Annotated in this window: 14 protein-coding genes; all 14 read left to right on the forward strand. The window is 41.3% G+C overall.

The window, feature by feature from the left end; genetic code table 11:
* Nucleotides 1–1,656, forward strand: a complete 1,656-nt coding sequence (recN, locus tag D1164_RS21680) for a DNA repair protein RecN (RefSeq protein ID WP_119352008.1) — start codon at nt 1–3, stop codon at nt 1,654–1,656.
* Nucleotides 1,657–1,967: 311 nt separating this feature from the next.
* Complete coding sequence (locus tag D1164_RS21685) at nt 1,968–2,930, forward strand: FecR family protein (protein WP_119352009.1); 963 nt, start codon at nt 1,968–1,970, stop codon at nt 2,928–2,930.
* Between the two features lie 106 nt (nt 2,931–3,036).
* Nucleotides 3,037–6,513 carry a SusC/RagA family TonB-linked outer membrane protein gene (locus D1164_RS21690; RefSeq protein ID WP_119352010.1) on the forward strand — a complete coding sequence of 1,159 codons (3,477 nt, stop codon included), beginning with the start codon at nt 3,037–3,039 and terminating at the stop codon, nt 6,511–6,513.
* Nucleotides 6,514–6,535: 22 nt separating this feature from the next.
* Entirely contained in the window at nt 6,536–8,308 is a 1,773-nt protein-coding gene (locus D1164_RS21695) for a RagB/SusD family nutrient uptake outer membrane protein (protein WP_119352011.1), read from the forward strand.
* A gap of 237 nt (nt 8,309–8,545) precedes the next feature.
* On the forward strand, nt 8,546–10,195 hold the full coding sequence (locus tag D1164_RS21705) for a glycoside hydrolase family 10 protein (protein WP_119352013.1): 1,650 nt from the start codon (nt 8,546–8,548) through the stop codon (nt 10,193–10,195).
* Between the two features lie 141 nt (nt 10,196–10,336).
* Entirely contained in the window at nt 10,337–11,623 is a 1,287-nt protein-coding gene (locus D1164_RS21710) for a sialidase/neuraminidase family protein (protein ID WP_119352014.1), read from the forward strand.
* An 18-nt stretch (nt 11,624–11,641) separates the two neighbouring features.
* Complete coding sequence (locus D1164_RS21715) at nt 11,642–13,027, forward strand: sialidase family protein (RefSeq protein ID WP_147372261.1); 1,386 nt, start codon at nt 11,642–11,644, stop codon at nt 13,025–13,027.
* 162 nt (nt 13,028–13,189) lie between these two features.
* Nucleotides 13,190–14,707, forward strand: coding sequence for a hypothetical protein (locus D1164_RS21720; RefSeq protein ID WP_147372262.1), 1,518 nt, complete (start codon nt 13,190–13,192; stop codon nt 14,705–14,707).
* 95 nt (nt 14,708–14,802) lie between these two features.
* Nucleotides 14,803–16,320 (forward strand): sulfatase, encoded by a 1,518-nt coding sequence (locus D1164_RS21725; protein WP_172594585.1) that lies wholly within the window; start codon nt 14,803–14,805, stop codon nt 16,318–16,320.
* Nucleotides 16,321–16,360: 40 nt separating this feature from the next.
* Nucleotides 16,361–17,407: a glycoside hydrolase family protein gene (locus tag D1164_RS21730; protein ID WP_119352018.1), complete on the forward strand. Its 1,047-nt coding sequence runs from the start codon at nt 16,361–16,363 to the stop codon at nt 17,405–17,407.
* A 40-nt stretch (nt 17,408–17,447) separates the two neighbouring features.
* Nucleotides 17,448–19,064: a hypothetical protein gene (locus D1164_RS21735; protein ID WP_119352019.1), complete on the forward strand. Its 1,617-nt coding sequence runs from the start codon at nt 17,448–17,450 to the stop codon at nt 19,062–19,064.
* 32 nt (nt 19,065–19,096) lie between these two features.
* Nucleotides 19,097–19,960, forward strand: coding sequence for a metallophosphoesterase (locus D1164_RS21740; RefSeq protein WP_119352020.1), 864 nt, complete (start codon nt 19,097–19,099; stop codon nt 19,958–19,960).
* A gap of 35 nt (nt 19,961–19,995) precedes the next feature.
* On the forward strand, nt 19,996–21,177 hold the full coding sequence (locus D1164_RS21745; protein ID WP_119352021.1) for an SGNH/GDSL hydrolase family protein: 1,182 nt from the start codon (nt 19,996–19,998) through the stop codon (nt 21,175–21,177).
* A gap of 131 nt (nt 21,178–21,308) precedes the next feature.
* Nucleotides 21,309–23,084: an FAD-dependent oxidoreductase gene (locus D1164_RS21750; protein WP_119352022.1), complete on the forward strand. Its 1,776-nt coding sequence runs from the start codon at nt 21,309–21,311 to the stop codon at nt 23,082–23,084.
* The last annotated feature ends 1 nt before the right edge of the window (nt 23,085 follow it).

A 23,085-nucleotide genomic window follows, 5' to 3' on the forward strand; every position in this document is an offset into this window, starting at 1 on the left:
ATGTTGGTCAAACTAACTATTTCAAATTACGCGCTGATTAGTAAGCTGGATGTCGAGTTTCATACCGGATTAAATTCCGTAACAGGTGAAACAGGTGCCGGGAAATCCATTATTTTAGGGGCACTTGGACTCATTTTGGGAAACAGGGCAGATCTGTCAGTACTAAAAAATCAAGACGAGAAGTGTATTGTTGAGGGCATTTTTGAAGTAGGAAATTACCATCTCCAATCTTTTTTTAAAAAGAATGACCTCGACTACGATAAGGTTGCCATTTTACGAAGGGAAATTACTCCATCGGGCAAATCACGCGCTTTTGTGAATGACACCCCGGTAAACCTGAAAACACTCAGGGAACTGGGATTAAAATTGATTGACATTCATTCGCAGCACCAAAATCTGGAATTGGGGAACCGGAAGTTCCAGTTACATCTTGTGGATACCGTTGCGGGCACAGAAAAAGTTCTTAATGAATACCGCGAAAAGTACTCCCGTTTTATTACGCTAAAAAATGATCTGGAAAAATTAATAGAAAAAAGTGAAAAAGAACGGGCGGATCTGGACTACTGGCAGTTTCAGTTTAACCAGTTGGAGGAGGCCGGATTAAAAGAAGCTGAACCGGAAGAACTGGAAGCTGAACTGGAACAACTTACCCATGCAGAGGAGATTAAAAGCGCCTTTTCTGAGGTACAGCAACTGCTCGACGATGAATCGTTTTCCGTTATTCAAAACCTGAAAGAGAGTGGGCGGAAACTGGAAAGCATCCAGGGATATGTTGCTGAAGTTCCGGGTTTGGCGGAGAGACTGCAAAGCAGCTTCCTGGAAATAAAAGATATTTTTGATGAGGTGGAAAGGCTGGCCGGAAAAGTAGAACATGATCCTGCCAGAATTGAACTGGTGAACGACCGCCTTAATTTACTTTACAGCCTTCAGCAAAAACATAATGTAGCAACAGCCGGAGAACTGATTGAATTGAAAAATTCATTTGATGAAAAAATCAACCAGGTTACCGGCTACGACCAGGAAATAGAATCGTTAAAAACCGAATTTGAAAACAGCCGGTTGAGACTGGAAGAGAAGGCGGACGAACTAAGCCGGATTCGGAAAAAATCGTTTGAGCTGATTGAAAAAGCAGTCCGAAAAGACCTGCAGCAACTGGGAATGCCAAAGTCAAAACTGGAAGTAGTGCATGAGCCCTTGCCTGGATATACTCCTGTTGGCAAAGATGCTGTTTCTTTCCTGTTCAGCTCGAATGCCGATATGCCGGCTGATGAGATTTCCAAAATTGCTTCCGGCGGAGAAATGTCCCGCTTAATGCTGGCCATTAAAAACCTGTTACGCACTTCCAAAGCATTACCTACCGTCATTTTTGATGAAATAGACACAGGCGTTTCGGGAGAGATTTCCCTGAAAATGGGAAACATATTAAAGGAATTTTCCATTTCTACACAAATCATAAATATTACCCACCTTCCGCAAATAGCCGCCAGGGGCAATGCCCATTTTATGGTGTACAAGTATGAACAAAACGGTAAAACATATACTTCCATCAGGCAACTCAATGGAAAAGAACGGGTGGAAGAACTGGCCAAAATGGTTGGGGGTGAAAACCTGACTGATACAACATTAAAAGCTGCAGAAGAGCTGCTGAAGCAGTGATTCTTTTTCAATTAATTAATTTCCTGAATATTCAAAAAAAGACAGTCCCGTTGTCCTGTGCACGGGAGGTTGTTCTGAGCTATTGCCGTATGGTTGTAAAAGACGTGGTGGTTTCAAATTGAAATGGGAAACAAAAGGAGAGATTCATAAAATATAAGGGGAAAAGATATTTTTTTTGTGCGTATCTGTTTGATACATTGTTTTTTATTGTTGTCGATAAAAAGCAATGTGAAAAAAAATAACGATTCTGCTACGGAAGAAGTCTTTTCAAACGTATTCATAGTTGTAATCGAAAATGAATAAGTAAAGGAATGAATAAAACATCCGAAAATCTGATCAATAAATTTATTTCCGGGCAAAGGTTGTCGGATGAAGAATTTATTTTGTTTAACGATTTTTTGAACGACCTGCATTACCGGGATGAACTTATCCGGTTTCTGGAAAAAAACTGGCAGCAAAGTCAGCCGGAAGAAGTAGCGTTACAGTTCGAACAGATACGGGAAAAAATCAGGGTTTCATCTTTGAAGGTGAAGATGAATCGATTGTTTATAGCTTTGTCAAAGGCAGCAGCAATTTTATTTATACCACTTATTGCTGCTGTTCTTTATTTCTATTTCAACCAACCCATCTCCTCCGAGATGCTTACACTTTCTACAGAAAAAGGGGAATTTACCCATGTAATTCTTCCGGACGGATCGAGAGTATGGCTGAATGTAGATACAAAATTGAGCTATCCGGCCGATTATGGTTTAGGCTCCAGGAAACTTGAGTTGGAAGGGGAAGCCTATTTCGAAGTGAAAAAGGATGAAGAGTTGCCGTTTGAAGTGACATCAGGAAATCTGACTACCACGGCATTGGGCACCCGGTTTGTCATTTCCGCATATCCGGAATCTTCTGTTATAAAATCGTCGCTGCTTGAGGGATCTGTGGAGATAAAATACGGCAATACTTACAAAATAATAGAACCGGGCCAACAGTTGACACTCGATAAAAATAAACAAGCTTTGGTTTTGAAAGCTTTTAGTGAAGAGTATGAATTGTCGTGGAAGAATAACCAACTGGTATTTCGGTTGACACCGTTTGACCATGTTATTTCGATACTCGAAAAATGGTACGATATCAGTATTGTGTATAATCCGGAATTATTTAAATCAGAGACGCTTACAGTAAGGTTTGAAAAGTATGAATCATTGGAAAATGTACTCAAAGTTATTTCAAAGGTAAACGGATTCAATTATAAAGTTGAGGGTAATAATGTTAAAATAACAAAGTAATGAAAGGATGATGTGTATATAAAAAAATCGGGCAAAGTCGCTGGAACCGACGATGCCCGACAGATCAAATTAAATTAAGTATTTAACTTTAAAACGGTTCAAATCTATGAAAAAAAGAAAACCATTCCTAACAGGGAATGAATTTTTCCTGTTACGAAAAATTTTAAGGATCATGAAACTAACGGCTATTTTTTTGTTGGTATCGACGATGTTGGTTTCTGCGAGTGTGTACTCACAGAGTACCCGGCTGACACTAAAATTTAAGGACATTTCTTATGAAGAATTGTTCAAAGAGATTGAAAAACAAACCGAGTTCCGGTTTGCATTCTCCGATTCAAAACTTAATTCGCGGCAGAAAATCAGAATCGATGTCACGAATGAAACGCTGGAAGAAATTCTGAACACAACACTTCCGGACGAGATTGCCTATGAAATCATCGACCGATATGTGGTCATCCTGAATGCTATTGAAAAAAGCCCGGTAATGAAAATTCTGCAACAGCAAGGAACTGTCTCCGGGAAAGTGACAGATTCTGATGAACTGCCCTTGCCGGGAGTTACTGTTGTGGTAAAAGGAACCACCCAGGGAACGGTAACAAATGCAGATGGAGAATACTTTTTAACAAATGTACCGGCGGAGGCTACATTGGTATTTTCATTTGTGGGTATGCGAACTCAAGAAATATCTGTTGGAGCTCAAACAAACATCAATGTGGCGATGGAGGTGGATGCGATTGGCATTGAAGAAGTGGTTGCCGTAGGTTACGGTACACAAAAGAAAGCAAACCTGACAGGTGCCGTTGGGGTTGCCAATTCTGAACGACTGGAAAACAGAACGATTACATCTTTGGGCCAGGGGCTGCAGGGAGTAATTCCCGGGTTAAATATAACATATCAGTCCGGAGACCCCAATGAGGCCGCTAACTTTAATATCAGGGGATATGAATCGATTAATGGTGGCGATCCTCTTATTCTGGTTGATGGCGTTCCTATGGATGTGGAGAAAATCAACCCCAATGATATCAAGTCGGTATCCGTACTTAAAGATGCATCTTCAGCGGCTATTTACGGGGCAAGGGCTGCTTTTGGAGTTATACTGGTCGAAACGAAAACCGGGCAGGTTGGCAAAACCAATATTAACTTTTCAGTTCAAACAACTTTGCAAAAAGCCATTTTCCCGGGGTACGAACCGGTAAGAGACGGAGGTACTGCCAGGCAAATTCAGAACGAAGCCTATAAAATAACGAATGGAAGGACGTTGCTGCCCGACCCGGTAATTCAAGCCGCCCTGGCATATCAGGAAATGGAAAATCCAACTACTGATGATGCCTGGTTTTATTATGAGGGATTTCTTTATCCTTTGGAGAATACATACATGAAGGACTTGGCGATGAGGAATTTTGCTCCGCAGCAACAATATGATTTTAGTATCAACGGAGCCAGTGAAAAGGCCAGTTATTATGTTTCTTTGGGAGCCATTAATAAAGATGGATTCTTTCGGTATGGAAATGAAAGCTATAAAAGATACAATGTGTTATCTAAAATTGATTTTCAGGTAACCGATTGGTTTAAACTGGAAGAAAGGATTTCATTTTCTTCTGTATTAAATGATAATCCGCATGATTATCATGACCAGTGGTACTACCAGTCCATAGCAAAACATTTTTATTCTCCTCATACTTTTCCTGACCTGACTTACTACGTGGAGCCGGGTGACCATGACCAATGGGCGCCATATATCGGAATGCACCTGGATAACAGAAATCCGCTGCCGTACCTAAAGAATGGAGGCCGAAATACTACTACTGAAAATGACATCTGGCTAACACAGGGGGTTACAATTACTCCGATTAAAGGATTAAAAATCAGAGGGGATTTTTCTTATAGATATTACTGGCAGGACATGGAGAGAGTCAGGTCACAGGTTGATGTGTTAAGAGGTTTTAACGGTTTCGAAATGACGGAAGATATTGTTTATAAGGGACAAAGTGCCAACGACTGGATAGAAAGTCGATTTGATAAAAATACCTATTATGTATTTAATACCTATGCAGAGTATGTAAGAAATGATATTGGCGACCATTATATAAAAGGATTGATAGGGTTTAATGAAGAATATGGGGCAACACACAGGGTGACAACGAGATCTACCCAGCTGATTACACCAATCATTCATTCATTAACTGCTACAACCGGTGTAAAGTCTAATTCGGATGCCAAGAATGAAATCATGCTCCGGGGGATGTTCTACCGTTTAAATTATTCTTATAAAGATAAATATCTTTTTGAGTCAAATGGCCGGTATGATGGAACCTCCCGGTTTCCCCAAAAGGATCGTTTCGGATTTTTCCCATCATTTTCTTTGGGATGGAGATTATCGGAAGAAGCATTTATGGAGGGGGCAAGTGTGTGGCTGGATAATTTAAAAATCAGGGCATCTTATGGCGAGCTTGGGAACCAGAGTGTGGGGGCCTATTATCCTTATATCTCTACCATGGCATCGGGAACTTCCACATTTTTACTCGACGGAGGCGGAAATCTTACTAATATAATATCCCCGGGAGGGTTAGTTAGTAATTCTCTAACCTGGGAAACAGTTGAAAGTAAGAATGTTGGTATTGATTTTACCATAAAAAGAAAACTGGATGTATCATTGGATTACTTTATCCGGGATACCAAGAATATGCTGATGGAAAAAAGTTATCCCGATCCTCTTGGGGCAGAGGCTCCCAGTGAAAATGCTGCTGATTTAAGAAATACCGGATGGGAACTGGCAGTAACCTGGCATGATAAGGTAAGTAATGACTGGTCATACAATGTAAATCTTTCACTGTCTGATTACCAAACGGAAATAACAAAGTACGACAATCCAACCGGCGACATAGGCGACTATTATGTGGGTAAAAAAATAGGTGAGATTTGGGGATATAAGACAGTGGGCTTGTTTCAAACAGAAGAAGAACTGGCCAATGCAGCAGATCAGTCAAGGTTAGGTTCTAACTGGAGATTGGGTGATGTACATTATGCGAATCTTGATGATGATGATGAGATTACAACAGGGTCTAATACATTGGATGATACCGGTGACAGAATAAGGATAGGAAACTCTACGCCACGATATGCATTTGGTATCAACCCGAGTATCAAATATAAAAATTTCTCTCTCGATATTTTTGCTCAGGGGGTATTAAAAAGGGACTGGTACCCGTCAAGAGGAAATTTTTTACGGTTCTGGCCTTTTAAATCATTGTCGATGGAGCAATGGTGGCTCGATGATACCTGGTCGCCAGAAAATACCGATGCCTATTTCCCGGGTAAACAATTTGCATATTCCGATAATAAAAATACGCACGTACAGACCCGTTATTTGCAGAATGCGGCATATATAAGGTTGAAAAATATAACTTTAAGTTATAACATTCCTGTAAAGTTTGTTGCCAATGCCCAGGTTTATCTTAACGGTACAAATCTTTGGGAAGCCACAGGAATGTATAAAACCCTGGATCCGGAATACTCTACTGATCTGGTGCCAAGATACATGTTTCAACGGTCGTTTACACTTGGCCTGAAAGTTACACTATAAGCAAATTTTAAAACGAATAGAAATGAGAAATAAAATATTATATTTTTTAATTTTTGCAGCTTTCCTGATTAGTTGCAACGATGATTCTATGAATAGGTATCCCTTGACCAGCATATCTGGCGAAACATTCTGGAATACTGAAAATGACCTTATGGTTTACAATAATGTATTTTATAATTATGCCAAGTCGAATGCCATGCGGTTATTAAATGGCAACCATGAAGGCGCAACCAGGGACGGGCAATATTCATTAGACGGAATGACTGACAATGATGTCCGGGCTTTATCTTACAATGGAAACCACGTAAGAATTAGGGCCGGGCAAATAACACCCGACAATAATCCAATTTCATTTGGCTGGAATAGAACATGTTTTTATTTTGTGCGTGCCATTAATATTGGCCTGGCTAATTATGATAAGGCGGATATCAGTCAGTCAATTATTGATCAATATAAGGCGGAAGCGCGTTTGTTCCGTGGGTGGATGGTTGCTGACAAAGTTTCTCTTTATGGTGACTATCCCTGGATAGACAAAGAATTGAATATCGATTCTGACGAATTATTTGCGGAGCGTACGCCCCGTGAAACGGTAATGGAAAAAGTACTTGCTGATTTGGATTATGCATGCGAATATTTACCTGACGATTGGGGCGACGGCAGTGCTCCGGGAAGACTGAATCGTTGGAGTGCTTTGCTGATAAAATCGCGTGTTTGTCTGTTCGAGGGAACATGGAGAAAATACCACGGAGGTACAAATCCTGACTCATGGTTACAGGCTGCAGCTACCGCTGCAAAAGAATTAATAGACAACGGCCCGTATCAACTGTATTCTACCGGCGATCCGGCGCATGATTACAACGCCATATTTCAAATGACAGATCTTACCGGAGTGGATGAGGTCATGTACTGGAGAAGATACGAGCAGGGTATCGTACAAAATTCATGGCAAATATATTACTACATGTCTACCGCAACAAAAAGTATGGTAGAAGATTATTTGTGTACCGACGGATTACCCATCACACTTTCAGATTTATATCAGGGCGATGAGGTTTTTGAGAACTTGTTTGAAAACAGGGATCCCCGTTTAAAGCAAACTATTTTGCACCCGGATGATGTTGAATATTATGATTACGGCGGGTTAACAGCTATTGGAACTACGATTCCCAATCCGACCGGAAAAACAGGTTCGTGGACATCGGTAACCGGCTATCACCAGGTGAAGCATGTTAATCAGCCACAAAACGTGTATTTCCATGATGGGTTTACCCCGTGTGTTATATTGCGATTTGGTGAAGCATTGCTCAACTATGCCGAGGCCAAAGCAGAATTGGGAACATTGTCTCAGACCGACCTGGACATAAGTATAAATCAACTGAGGGATCGGGTTGGAATGGTTCATATGGATATTAATAACATTCCGGTTGATCCAAGATATACCGATTGGGGTGTTTCTCCATTGATTGTTGAGATTCGGCGGGAGAGAAGGATTGAATTATTTGGCGAAGGTTTCCGCTTTGATGATATTAGGAGATGGAAACTGGGTGAAAAATTAATGACTAAAAAAGATTATGGCATTCGCTGGGATGAAGCAAACAGGAACAGCATCGATCCTGCCGGTGCCGTCTCCCTACAGTATGAAGTTGTTCCCGGGACCGGAATTGAATATATCTGCCCTAATAAAGGAAGTGACTTTGAAAATCCGGTATTTGAGAGCAAACACTATTTGTGGCCTATTCCGGTAAGCGCCAGGTCTCAAAATCCTACGTTGGGACAAAACCCCGGCTGGGAATAACATTTTAGGGGTGTCTCTAAGAAAGCAAAAGTATGGGTATTCGTTGCTCCCGGATACCTGCTTTCTTAGAGACCGCTTTTTTCAAAATAAATAGATAAAATGAATATAAGACGGGCCATGCGCCCGGCTTTTGTGCAGACGGTTGATTTTTTATCCCGATGATTATCGGGATGAAGAGTTCCCTGTATGACTGTGCAGGCCGGACAGGCTGTTTCACCTTTTAAAAATGTATAAAATATGAAAAATAACCTCATGCCTAAAGGTATCATCCTCATTCTTTTTTGTTCGTTATTTTTTGTTTCATGCGGCAGTAGTGAAAGAAGTAATAACATTGATTCGATTGAAAAGTATCGGGAATTAAGGACAGAAAAGCTTCATAAATCCAGAAGGGTTATCCATAATAACGATGGTTGTGATGCGCTTTATTTTCCTGTGAACGAAAAATATACCGTTACAAATTTCCTGGATAAACGATCTGCAGGTTTAATAGGTACAGATGTAAGTACCATTTCATTCTGTCCCACTGCATCAGGATTTGGCAATTTTACATATAATACCCAGGCTGGAGAGCTGTTGGTAAAGCATGGTTTTGAATTCGGGCTGAGGGATGATACCCGAAATATAACTGCTGAAATGATTGCCGAAGGAACTGATCCTTTAAAAGCCAATGTTGAATTTGCACGTGACAACGGATTTGAAATATTTTGGTCCAACCGTATGAATGATACCCACGATGCAGCTCACCGGGTTGATAAACCGTTTTATCTGTGGACAAAATTTAAAGAAAACAATCCACAATATCTGTTTGGCGATGTGGGTGAGAGACTACCAAACGGAAGGTGGAGTTCTGTTGATTTTACACATCAGGAGGTGAGAGATCGGTGTGTGCAATTCTTTAAAGAAGTCTGCGAAAACTATGATGTCGATGGTGTTGAAATGGATTTTTTACGGCATTTTGAGCTGTTTAAAAATGTGGGAAGAGGCGGAGTTGCCAGCCAGGAACAGTTGGATATGCTAACCGATATGGTTTCGCAAATCAGAAAGGTAACCGAAGAGGCCGGTATGAAAAGAGGCAATCCGATTTTGGTGCTCACGCGGATACCTACCTCGCCGGAATATGCAAAGAGGGCAGGCGTTGATATCGAAAGGTGGATAGAAGAAGGCCTGGTAGATATCGTAGTTGGTTCCTGCTATTTCCGGTTAGACTTCTGGCAAAATTTCGCCGAACTGGGAGAAAAAGACAATGTAAAAATATATGCCGGATTAAGTGAATCCAGGGTAAGAGAGGAACATCCCTTACTCGTTCGTCAGCAAAATTCCGTATTTCGCGCCAGAGCTGCCGCAGCATGGGAGGCAGGGCTGGATGGTATGTATTCTTTTAATGAATACAATTCGAGGGTGAGATACCTTTGTGAGATCGGCTATCCGGAAAAACTGGCAAAAACAAATAACCTGTATTTTGTTACTTACCGTGATTATACAGCAAGCCGCTACCTGAAAGGCGGAGATGACTTTTTTAAAATGCCCAGATTATCGCCCACTCCCGGCAATCATCTGAAGTTGAATTCAGGTCCGTTTAATTTCGCTATGGAACTGGGCGATGAATCAGTTCAGGCCGACGTTTACGCCTTGGTATATGCCGATGACATTAATCCCGGTAATTTGACTGTTAAAGTGAATAATTCTGAAGCAGAATTTAAAGGGAAAACAGAGGATGGCCTTTATATATTTGAAGTAGAGCAAACCGCGATAAGTCGGGGAATAAATGAGCTTTATATTGAAGGCGGAAATCTTAAAAATGATCCTGAACTGAAAGATGCGGCTTTATTCTTCTGTCGTGATAAAAAAGACATCGAAATGCGGAATTTGATAGCAGAATGTAAATAGTGTCCGAAGTGATTTGGATTGTTATAATAGCTTTAAATTCAATAATTTAATTGCTTTTAGGTAAGGCCTTGTTTATTTATCTGTTTGATTCGTCTGTATAATTTAATTCGTCACATAGCTGTGAGCATTTTTCGCTGTAAAATGAATAATTTGCAAAAATATAATCAAAAACTGATATTGATGAAAGTTATAAAGAGTTTGTTTATTTTTTTGACATGCATTTTTGTTTTAGGATGGCAAAGTCATTCTGTCAAAGGGCAAGTAATAAATCATCCGACCAATATTTCAGGGATATCTTCTCTACAAGAGCACATCCTTATTAGGGGAGATACACATTCCGGCTTATGGCTTAGTGGTGGTATTGCATTTATCCCTGGCAAGGTTCCAAAAGATTTTCATTTCTTTTTTGTTGAAACCGATCGAAAAGGAGGGGATTCAATGCAAAAGCATCATCATTTTGCCGCGAAAGATTTTCCAAAAGGCGATAAGGTTCTTTCAGACTGGAGGGATAGTTGGAAGGAGGTAGCTTATCCTGATGCTTTGCAGGAAAGGAAAGATAAAGAAGGTTACCGGTTTGTCCCCTCTTTTAACTGGAAATATCATAAACAAAGTGGAAAAGTAATAGGATTCGGCCATCTGTTGCGTCACAAAGGGCAAGCCTTGTCCAATCATTTGGAACACCTTGCAATAACCTATTCTGTATATGATCCAAATACACAGGCGTTTTCACAATGGAATTCATTTAATATTGAAATTGACGGGAAAGAGGTGCCATGTGTTGCTTACGGTCAACGTGTTGATTTGCCAAATGGTGATATCCTAATACCTTTTTCCACAATCAAGAAACTTGAAGGGTGGAATTCTATCCGTTGGTGTGGTTCGGCAAGGTGTAGGTTTGATGGTGAAAAAATAACAGTTGTTGAGACAGGTAATCTGGTTACACATCCGGTGCCCCGAGGTTTTGTTGAGCCAAGTATGGCCGAATATAACGGTACATTTTATATGACACTTCGAGCACAGGATGGCCATTCCCACGTAACTACAAGTAGAGATGGGTTGACTTGGGAGAAGCCTGTACCCTGGAAGTGGGATAACGGAGAAGCAATTGCTATGGAGCAGACAATGACAAAATTTATTAGTCGTGATGATGGTTTGTATCTTGTTTATACCCGTATTACCACAAATAACAATAATGTATTTCGTAATAGAGCTCCTTTATTTGTAGCCCGGATTGATTCGGAAAATCGCTGTCTTGTGCGAAAAACAGAAAGTGTTGTTTTAGGCAACAACGGTTTTCCATTAGGCAATTTTTGGGTTTATCCCGTAAAACCAAATGAAACCTGGATTATTTCGCAAGAGTGGGATCGTAATGGGCGGGACATTGATTGTAACAATCTTTTGGGGCGTATCATATGGAAAACAAACTAATTGTAATAAACCATTAAAATGAGAAGCAAATTACAAACAACATACATTCTTTTTATTTTATGTAACTCATTGTTTTTTGTATCGTGTGGTAATCTTAAAAAGAAAAGCAATAATGCAGATTCGGATAAGAAACCGATATGTAAGGTTATAAAGGAAATTTATGTAGATAATACTCAGCCAGGGCAGGCACCTTGGGTATCAATGAGCTATTCCGGAAATTCGCTGCAAAGAGTAGAAATGAGATCCATCATGCAATCCAGCGACTGGAATGAATCGTTGCTAAAACGTACTTCGGAAGACAACGGACGTACCTGGTCTGATTGGAAGCCGGAGCCTAAACAGGAACAAACCAAAGGAGAATATACCTTGAGTGGAGGGGCGTTTCAGGGGACTGTTACGTACGATCCTGCATCCGGTAACCTGGTAAAACTGGTTTTTCAACGTATTTTTAAAGGAAAACCCCAGGTGGCTTTAAAGGAAATTTGGAAAGGGAACCGGTTATTCTGGGATCACGGTTTTTATCAGCTTTCATCAGACAACGGAACGACCTGGGGAGAGCAACGGCAGCTTAAATATGAAAAAGGCCCGGACTTCGATCCCTCTGATTGGGGAAACACAAACTATCTGCAAACAAATGAAATGTATATTGGCAATGCCACTTCCTTAAGCAACGGAGATGTTATTGTCAGTGCCACCATTCCTGTTCCTTATACAGATGAAGAAGATATGAAGTATCCCTCCATTTATCCAAATAATTACAGAGAGGGGTGCGTGGCCGGAGCCATTTGTTTTATCGGCAGCTGGAATGAAGAAAAAAAGGATTACGACTGGAAAACGTCAAATGCTGTTTTTTTACCCCGAAAAATATCAACAAGAGGGTTAACAGAACTGGATGTGAGTGAATTGAAGAATGGGAATTTACTGCTCATTATGCGCGGCTCAAATGCCGGACTCGATATCTCGGAATCACCGGGCAGAAAATGGTATTCTGTATCAAAAGACGGAGGGCTCACATGGAGCGAAGTAAAAGACATGCGCTACGATAACGGTGAACAATTTTATTCTTCTGCCACCATTTCCAAAACAATACGAAGCTCAAAAACCGGTAAATTATACTGGGTGGGGAATATCAACAGGGAGCCTCCGAAAGGGAATTATCCCAGGTATCCGTTGCAAATTGTTGAGATTAATGAAGAGGATCCCTCCTTTAAGAAAAGTACCCTTACCGTTATAGATGATCGCGATCCGGATAAGGATTCTGAACATCTTCAACTTTCTAATTTTTCCCTTCTTGAGAACCGGGAAACATTGAATCTTGAAATTTACCTTACCCGGATTGGTGAAAAGGGTGGTGGAAATGACATTTGGACAGCAAGTGCTTATAAGTATACGCTTGAATTATAATGATATAACATAAATACAGATCGAATGAATGGGTTAAAGTCATACTTTTTTAGGTTATACGGATTTTCTATTTTTCTGCCACTGATCATTTTGATGTCATGCACGCCATCAAAGTCGGAAAATGATAACGTTTCAATTAATAATATTGAAAAATACCGGGAAATGCGCAAGGAAAAACGTAACCAGCCACGTCCTGTCATTCATAACAATGATGGTTGTGACGCCTATCTGTTTCCTTCCGACCGGGGATTTTCCATTCAGAATTTTCTTGATTTCCGCTCTGCCGGGCTAAAAGGCACCGATGTCAGTACTATTTCTTATTGTACGATAACCTCATCATTTGGGCAATTTACTCATAATACCAGGGTCGGTGAATTTCTTACGCTGACTCATAACCGGCCCGGACGGAAGAATATTGTGCCGGAATTTGTAGCGCTGGGAACCGATCCTTTGGAAGTAACCAGTAACTATGCCCGCGAAAATGGTTTTGAGTTTTTTTGGTCAAACCGGATAAACGATACCCATGATGCTGGTCACCGCCCTGACAATCCTTACGAACGGTGGTCAAAATTAAAGCAGGCACATCCCGAATATCTTTTTGGAACGGTTGGCGAACGGTTACCGCATGGCCGCTGGAGCTCAGTAGATTTTTCACACAAAGAAATCCGTGATTTATGTGTGCAATACTATACAGAAGTGTGTGAAAACTATGATGTGGATGGGATTGAACTGGATTTTTTCAGGCATCTCTATTTGTTTAAAGAGGTGGCAAGGGGTAGTCTGGCTTCTGAGGTGCAACTTGATATGATGACAGATATGCTTACGCAGATTCGGGAAATGACCGAAAGAGTGGGCATGAAAAAGGGAAAAACAATACTGGTACTGGTGCGAATTCCGGATTCGATGGAATATTGCCGTGGAGTGGGTATTGACCTGGAAACCTGGATGGAAAAGGGATTGGTCGATATTGTTGTAGGAAGCGGTTATTTTCGGTTGAACTTCTGGAAATACCTGGTTAATGCAGGCCATAAATATGGCGTTAAAGTGTATGCCGGGTTAAGTGAGCCACGGGTGAAAAAAGAACATGCTTTGTTAATGCGTTTGCAAAGTCCGGTTTACCGCGCGCGAAGCGCCGCTGCCTGGCAGGCCGGAGTAGACGGAATTTATATATTCAACGAATACAACACCCGCAGCAGGTATTTGAAAGAAATTGGTAGTGCCGATAAATTAAAGGATAGAAACAAACTGTACTTTGCTACCTACAGGAATGGTAACCCCAACTCGTATTTGTTTGAGGGGAAAAGCTATTCGAATCTCCCGGATATTACTCCCACAAATCCGCATGTAATCGATTCCAGTCCGTTGAAAGTACAATTTGAGTTAGGCGATGAAAGTGTTCCCGCACAAATGGCATTTATTCTCTATTCCGAGGGAGGCAATCCGGAATATTTTAAAGCCAGTTTAAACGGTACCGAACTTCCGTTTCTGAAAAATGTAAAGAATGAAATTACAGTTTTTTCAATACCTCAGGAGTCCGTGCTTTCAGGGATGAATGAAGTGAGTATTTCATATAATCAGGAGAAGGACAAAGTAACTTTATTTGATTCGGCTATCTTAGTCCAGCGTGATTCTGATGATCCGGATACAAAAGAATTGGCAAATCTGTGTTTCGGAAATTAAGTGATTGGAGGAGCAGGATAGGCTGGGTTTCGAAACGGAGTAGACTGTTTTCGTTTCGATCCTGGAAAATCTTAATGGTAAATAAATTTCAGATTATGGAATTTTTTCGAAGGTTGAAATATGCCGTTGGAATTGTTTTTTTAGCAAGCATCAATTTTGCCTGCGATCCTGCTGAAGGGAACAGAAAATTGACAAAACCAAATGTTCTTTTTATTGCCATTGACGATTTGAGAACGCAATTGGGGTGTTACGGCGAGTCTTCAGTTATATCGCCTAATATTAACAGGTTGGCAGAAAGTGGTTTGGTCTTTAACAGGGCGTATTGCCAGATGGCTTCGTGCGGCCCTTCCAGGGCGTCATTGCTTTCTGGCAGAAGGCCTGATGTAACCCGGATTTTTGACAACCGGCCTGTTTTAAGAGAAATGCTTCCCGATATTGTTACGCTGCCTCAGCAATTCAAAAATTACGGATATCATACACAATCTTTTGGGAAGGTTTTTCATGGAATATTTAAAGGGGAGATAAGAGAAGATTCCCTCTCCTGGACACTTCCGGCCTGGAGACCCATGGCAATTCAGTATTTTACCGATAACGGAATTGAGGTGATAAAAGAACGACATTCAGAATACATTAAAAAAGCGGGTAATGTTTGGGATGCAATGGCTGAGAGGCGATTAAAAGGACTTCCATGGGAAGCGCCTGACTTACCGGATAATGAATTTGTTGATGGTAAAATAGCGGAGAAAGCCGTTGAAACACTAAATCAGGTAAAGGGAAAGCCGTTTTTTCTGGCCGTAGGGTTTACCAAGCCTCACCTGCCTTTTGTAGCACCGAAAAAATATTATGATCTTTATAAAGGAAAAGATATTAAACCGATAACCGGTGAGCAATTACCAACCCGGGCTCCCTGGCAGTCGCATAATTCAGACTCAAAAGAACTCAGGGGCTACAGTTCCATGCCACAACACGGGGCACTCTCTCTGGAAGAAGCTTATGAGCTTACCCTGGCTTATAATGCCTGTGTTTCGTTTGTCGATGCTCAAATCGGGAAAATATTGGATGAATTGCAGCGTTTAAATCTTCATAAAAATACGATGGTTGTATTGTGGGGCGACCATGGCTATCATTTGGGGCATTTGGGACTGTGGTGTAAAAATACCAATTTTGAAACTGCTGTAAGGGTTCCGCTGATTATTTCCTATCCCCATTCCTCATTTTCAGGAAAAAGAACGAACGTAATTGTAGAACTTCTCGATTTGATGCCCACATTGTGCGAATTTGCAGGGCTTCCTGTTCCTGATGGAACACAGGGAAAGAGCCTTCTGCCGTTATTAAATGACCCCGGAAAAGAATGGGATAAAACTGCCGTAAGTCAGCATACCCGGATTTTGCCCGGGGAAAAACCGCTGCTCTATATGGGATATAGTTTGCGTACCGACCAATTTCGTTATACTGAGTGGATTCCGGATGATACTGCCAAAGAAACCGAATTTGAATTATATGATTTAAGAAATTCGAAGGTTGAAACTGAAAATGTAGCGCTGATCGAAAAATATAATTCGGTAAAAAAGCAGCATGCTAAAATGTTACACGAAATTTTGGGAAATGAATGAATGTATAAGGGAATATTTTTTCCGGTTTAATCGATATAGCATGAACAGAAAATCTCTCCTTTTCGCAATAGTTGGTGTAACTATCCTTCTCTGCCCGGGTATTATTCAGGCTCATATTAATCCGGAGGCGGTTACTGTACGTAAAATCTGGAGTGATGAGCACCACAATGCATTTACCGGACTTTTGTTTTTTAAGGGTAATTTTTATTGTTCTTTCCGGCAGGGAAAACATCATGCAAGTGGAGATAAGGGAGTTGTCAGAGTGATAAAGTCGCAAGACGGAATTAAATGGGAATCGGTTGCTGTTTTGGAAAAGGAAGGGTATGATCTCAGGGATCCAAAACTTTCTGTAACTCCTCAGGGGAAAATTATGATAATTATGGGGGGCTCGGTTTATAAAAACGGAGAGCGGCAAAGTATGCTATCTCATGTATCCTTTTCCGATAAAAATGGCAATCGTTTTTCAAGTCCGGTTGCCATAAAAGTAGAGAAGAGAAACAAAACGGCAAATGATTGGATGTGGCGTGTTACATGGCATCATTCAGTAGGGTATGCTGTACTCCAGCGGGTGAATCCCAGAACAAGCCTGTTGTTTAAAACCCGTAACGGCAGGAAATACAAACTGATTACAGATTTTAGTGAACAGATAAGCGGAGGACCCGGGGAGTCAACAGTTCGGATTTCGCCCGATGGTGAAATGTTTATGATGGCGAGAAGAAGGACGGGGAACGGGTTGTGGGGACGAAGTGAACCACCATATCTGGATTGGGAATGGAGTGATACGGGAATCCGGATGGGCGGCCCTGATTTTGTACCGCTAAATGATAGTTTTTATATTGCCGGTACAAGGGTTGCTAACAACCAGCCATATTACACGGGGCTTTTTCTGGTAAATAAAGAAGGTCATTTTACTGAGATATACAAACTTCCGTCGGGTGGTGATAACAGTTATCCGGGGATTGTGGTTGAGAATAACAAAATATATGTGTCGTATTACTCATCACATGAAGGAAATGCTTCCATTTATTTTGCTGAAATTCCTGTTTCCGCAGTGAAAGACCAACTCAAAAGCCTGATGAATAAATAGTATTGTGAGATTTATTTGAATGAATGACTAAAAAATCAAAATGAATAACCATATAAAAGTGCTTAACCTTTTTCCCCTCATACTGCTTACCTGTTTAATCTGCTCGCCATGGGCGACAGAATCCCAGGAATCACAACGTAAATACGACAACAGGAAAGATGCTTATAACTATCCTGTACGGCCTGGCATTCCGGGTAAAACGCCATTTTGGAATACTTATTCGAAAAGATTTATGTATGCTCCGGCTTTTGATTTTAACGAAATAGAAAAAGCTGTTTTTTACCGGTTTACGGCTATTTCACTTGCTTCAAATGAAGAATTTTCGTTTGATGCGGAAACGCCTTCGGCTTCTCTTGCGCCCATTTGGGAGAAGTTACCTGTGGGACAGGTGGCCCTGATATGCGAAGGGCACGACGACAGAGGACAGATTTTCGGACTAGCCGGCACGCGGGTTTTTTACAGGGCTGCAGGCTACAACGGGCCATATTTAAAACAGGAAAAAGATTACGGGGAAAGCGCCCGGCAGGCTTTGAAGTTTCTGTTCGACTTTAAGCCAATTCAAACCTGGCTGGAAGCCCGTTTGGATACTTCGTATTTTTTGTATTGTTACCCTTCAAAAATAATCGGAGCTGTTGTTGAAAGTATGTTGCTTTACGCCGACGTGGCCTCGGACGATGATGGGCAAAAAGCTATAAATATTGCAAAGAATGCTGCTGGTTTTTTAATGGGTATTAGTGAACCGGAAGGCAAACCTTATGCCTGTTTCCCTCCTACATATTACAAGGATTATCAGACATTAAGCAGGGGAATGTTCACACGTGCCAAAGAGTTTCAGGGCCAGTTAATGATGACTTATCCGGCGTCTGTGGCAGATATTTATCTAAGTCTTTTTGACGCAACCAAAGATCAAAAATATTTTGAAGCAGCCGTAAAAATTGCAAATACCTATTTAAAAACCCAGTTGCCTTCGGGTACATGGCACCTAAAAGTTTGGATGGATACCGGAGAGCCGGTAAATAAAAATGTTTGTTTGCCCACTTCGCAGATTGTATTATTTGATCGTTTTGAAAAACAGTATCAGATAACGAATTATAAGTCTGCCAGAGATAGAGCATTTCAATGGATTATGGATAATCCTGTAAAAACGTTTAACTGGGAAGGACAGTTTGAAGACATTCCCCCGGTGGAGGAATATGCGAACCTGAGTGGCAGCTGGGCCATGGATTTTGCATCGTATCTGTTCGAACATTCTGCCCGGCAAAAGGATATTGTCCTTGCAGAAGAAATCCTCAGGTACGTAGAAGATCAGTTTGTGGTGTGGGAGAAACCATTGCCTAAAAAGGAGTATCTGACCGAAACATGGTGTAATCCATGCGTTTTGGAACAGTATCGTTATTACACTCCGGTGGGGGCCGCGGCAACAAGAGTTATGCTTGCCTACCAGAAAGCATACGTTGCTACCGGAAAAGAAATTTATCTTGACAAGGCAAAAGATTTTGCCAATAATCTTACTAAAATTCAGAATGCACAAACAGGACAATATTATACATGGTGGGATACAAATCCAAAGCATCAGATTATTGGGTGGTTTAACTGCGCAACAGAGGATATTAAAGCAATACTGGAGTTTAATGCATTTATGAAAACAATGAATTGACAGGCTACAACTTTTTCAGTAATACAAAAAAGATGACTGTAAAATCTATTTTATTCTTTACTCTTATTTTTGCTTGTAATTTTTCATTTTGCTACGCACAGAATGATCCCGCAAAAAAGCAAAATACTTCTGAAGTCAATGGAACGCCTTTGGTTTTTGGAGTAGTGGCTGACATTCAATATGCTGACAAGGATGCTTTGAGGGGACGATTTTACCGTGCTTCCATCAATAACCTTAAAAATTGTGTGGCCGCTATTAATGATGAAAATCCCGTATTTACAGTTCAGTTAGGAGATATTATTGATGGGCATAAGGATGACAATCATAAAACACGCGCTGATTTGGATTCGGTAGTTCGCGTTATCAGTCATTTAAATATGCCCCTGCACCATGTTATTGGAAATCATGATATGTTGGCAGGTAAAGCGTACCTGGAAGCGAAACTCAATATGAAAAGTTTTTATTATGATTTTACAACACCTTCCTGCGACGGATGGCGTTTTGTGGTACTCGATGGCAACGATGGCGGGTACGGGATAATGACTGATAGTCAGGTTGAATGGTTTTCATTGTTAATAAAAGAAGCAGAAAAGAGGGGAGAAAAGGTGATTTGTTTTTGCCACTACGCTTTAGTTCCGGATGCCGCTGCCAATCACCGGATGGCCAAACCCGAACCTGTGTTGGAAATACTGGATAGCACCGGGTGTGTGAAAGCCTGGTTCGCAGGGCACGACCACAAAGGCGGTTACTGTCTGCGAAAAGAGGTTCATCATATTACCATGAAGGGGATGGTAGAGGCGCCGGAGAAAAATTCCTTTGCGATAGTTAAACTTTATCCCGATAAAATGATTATCAACGGATTGGGTAAAGAAGAGAGCCGGTTGTTACAGTTTTAGGAGTAAGTATTGTGTATAAATAAAAGTTTGGTATTATGGATAGATTTGTTTACATCATTTTATTGTTGGGGGTGACGTTTAATGGGGCATTTGCTGCTTCTTATAATGAAATACTTTCCCCAAAAACAGAAATTTTGAATTCGCTGGCTGTTTCAGTTCTTGCGGATTCTGATAAGAAAGAATCAACGGATTTAAAATACGTGGATGGTTTTTCCCTCCGGATAATGGGAAAATATCATCCGGAGAAAAACTACAACAGGCTGCCTGCTAAGTTTGAAGAAATAGTCAGGCCCGCTGTTTGGAGTTTAAGCAAAAATTCATCGGGCATTTCAATACATTTTACGACCAATTCGCCCGTTGTTGCTGCAAAATGGAAGGTGACAAGATACCCGAGACGGGCCAACATGGCTCAAATAGGAACCAGCGGACTGGATTTATATTGTTTGGTTGACGGAAATTGGCAATATGTAAATTCGGCAGTACCCTCCGGGCTTGAAAATGAGAAAACAATTATTTCGGATATGGATACGGCGTATAAAGAATTCATTGTGAATCTTCCGTTATACGATGGGGTTGAATATGTTGAAATTGGAATTGAGCGTGGATTTTCCATATCGACGCCAAAGAAAAGTACATTCCGTACAAATAAACCCATTGTTTTTTATGGAACCAGCATTACCCAGGGGGCAAGTGCATCGAGGCCCGGAATGGCTTATCCGTCGATTATATCAAGGAAACTGAATGTGGGAACAATGAATTTTGGTTTCAGTGGAAATGGCAGGTTTGAAGAGTCGGTGGGAAAAGCGCTGTGTGAAACAGGTGCAGGGCTGATTGTCCTGGATTGTACCCCCAATTCCTCCCCGGAGACAATAAAGAATAATGCCCCTGAACTCATAAAACAAATCAGGGCCTGTAATCCTGAAATACCCATTCTGCTGGTTGAAAGTATCGTTCGGGAGTATGCACATTTTCGAAAATCGGACTCCTCCGTATTTGGAGGTCTGAAATACATCGAATCGCAAAATCAGGAGTTGCGTAATTCATTTTTAAAGGCTGTGGAATTGGGGATGTCGGATATATATTATTTAGAATCTGGTGATTTGATTGGGGCAGATCATGAAGCTACGGTGGACGGCACTCACTTGTCAGATTTGGGGATGGTACGGATTGCAGAAAAAATCAGCGAAAAAATAGTAGAAATATTAAACCTGGAATGAGATCCCTCTGAAGAGAAACAGAATGTTATGTTTTGAAATACAGTATACAAGTATAAATTGTAGCAGGAAAGACGCAGGGGAACAGAACAGTGAATGGAATTATGAGGATTAAAAAGAATAGCAAATAAAATATGGAGAATAAAAGAACACTTCTTATAGAAGCTGAAAATTTTGAAGATGTTGGTGGTTGGGTGATAGATCAGCAGTTTATGGATTACATGGGCTCTCCGTTTTTACTGGCGCATGGTATGGGGATTCCCGTGAAAGATGCAGTTACAAAAGTGCATTTTCCTGAAACCGGCATTTTTCATGTTTGGGTGCGTACCCGTGATTGGGCCGCCCCCTGGAAAAGAGAGGTGCCGGAGGGTGTATATCAGGCGCCCGGAAGATTTCAGCTTCTGGTTAATGGTCAGACTCTTGATGCAATTTTTGGTACTAAAAAAGCAAAGTGGCACTGGCAATATGGCGGTACCATAAAAATAGAACAGAACACCAATGAACTCCGACTCCACGATTTGACCGGATTTGAAGGTCGTTGCGATGCGGTTTTATTTTCAAAAGATGCTAAGCTGCTTCCTCCTGATGATGGTTTAGAGCTGAAAAATTTCAGAAAGAAACTTTTAGGTTTTCCTGATGAGGATAAGAATGTGGGAAAGTACGATTTTGTTGTTGTTGGTGGGGGAATTGCCGGAATTTGTGCTTCTGTAGCTGCGGCCCGGAAAGGCGTGAGCGTTGCTTTAATACAAGACAGGCCGTTGGTTGGAGGAAACAACAGTTCAGAAATACGGGTGCAGTTAGGAGGGAAGGTAAATTTACCGCCGTATCCGGCCATTGGCAATCTGGTGAATGAATTGAATCCGAATTTCAGCCAAAATGCCAGACCGGCGGAGCGCTATAAAGACTGGTTAAAGATGGAGTTGGTTAAGAATGAAACCAATCTTCATCTTTTTCTGAACACCCATGTAAATGGCGTTGAAACGGATGGTCAGAAAATAAAATCGGTTATAGCGCAGAGTGTTATTACAGGAGAGAGCCGAAAGTTTGAAGCGCCTGTTTTTGCTGACTGTTCCGGAGACGGTACTTTGGGGTACCTGGCGGGTGCTGATTATTGGTATGGCAGGGAATCCCGGAAGGAAACGGGGGAAAGGCTTGCACCAAAAGAAGCAGATGAGTTGACGATGGGAACTTCTGTAATGTGGTACTCTGTAAAACGAAAGGGCGAATATAGTTTCCCGGAAACTCCCTGGGCAGTTCAGTTCGATGAAAGTACCTGTCAGAAAGTGATACGGGGAGATTGGAACTGGGAGCTGGGGCTTGGCCGCGACCAACTGGAAGAATCCGAATTTATCCGCGACTACGGGTTCCGGGTCATTTACGGAAACTGGTCTTTTCTGAAGAATAAAAGTTCTTTTGACGAAGAGTATAAGCGCCGAAGGCTAGAATGGGTTTCGTATATTGGAGGAAAGAGGGAGTCTCGGCGGCTTTTGGGGGATGTGCTGCTGAAGCAACAGGATATAGAAAGCAATAAATTATTTCCTGATGCGTGTGTAACAGCAACATGGACCATTGATTTGCATTACCCGAAAGATATAGAGGGACTGGATGAAGAAACATTCAGAACTACGGCCCGGAAGAAAAAAATTCAGCCTTACAGTATCCCGTTTCGTTGTCTGTATTCCCGGAATATCGATAACCTGATGATGGCCGGTCGGAATATCAGCGTTACGCATGTGGCCCTGGGAACGGTGAGGGTGATGAAAACAACCGGAATGATGGGGGAGGTGGTTGGGCTGGTAGCCTCGCTGTGTAAAAAACTGGATACACTGCCACGCAATGTGTACCAGAAATATTTATCCCGTTTTAAAGAGACACTAACAGAAGGTGTTCCTGCAAAAAAAGAGAAGTAAA

It is taken from the genome of Mariniphaga sediminis (assembly GCF_003573545.1).
Lineage (GTDB): Bacteria > Bacteroidota > Bacteroidia > Bacteroidales > Prolixibacteraceae > Mariniphaga > Mariniphaga sediminis.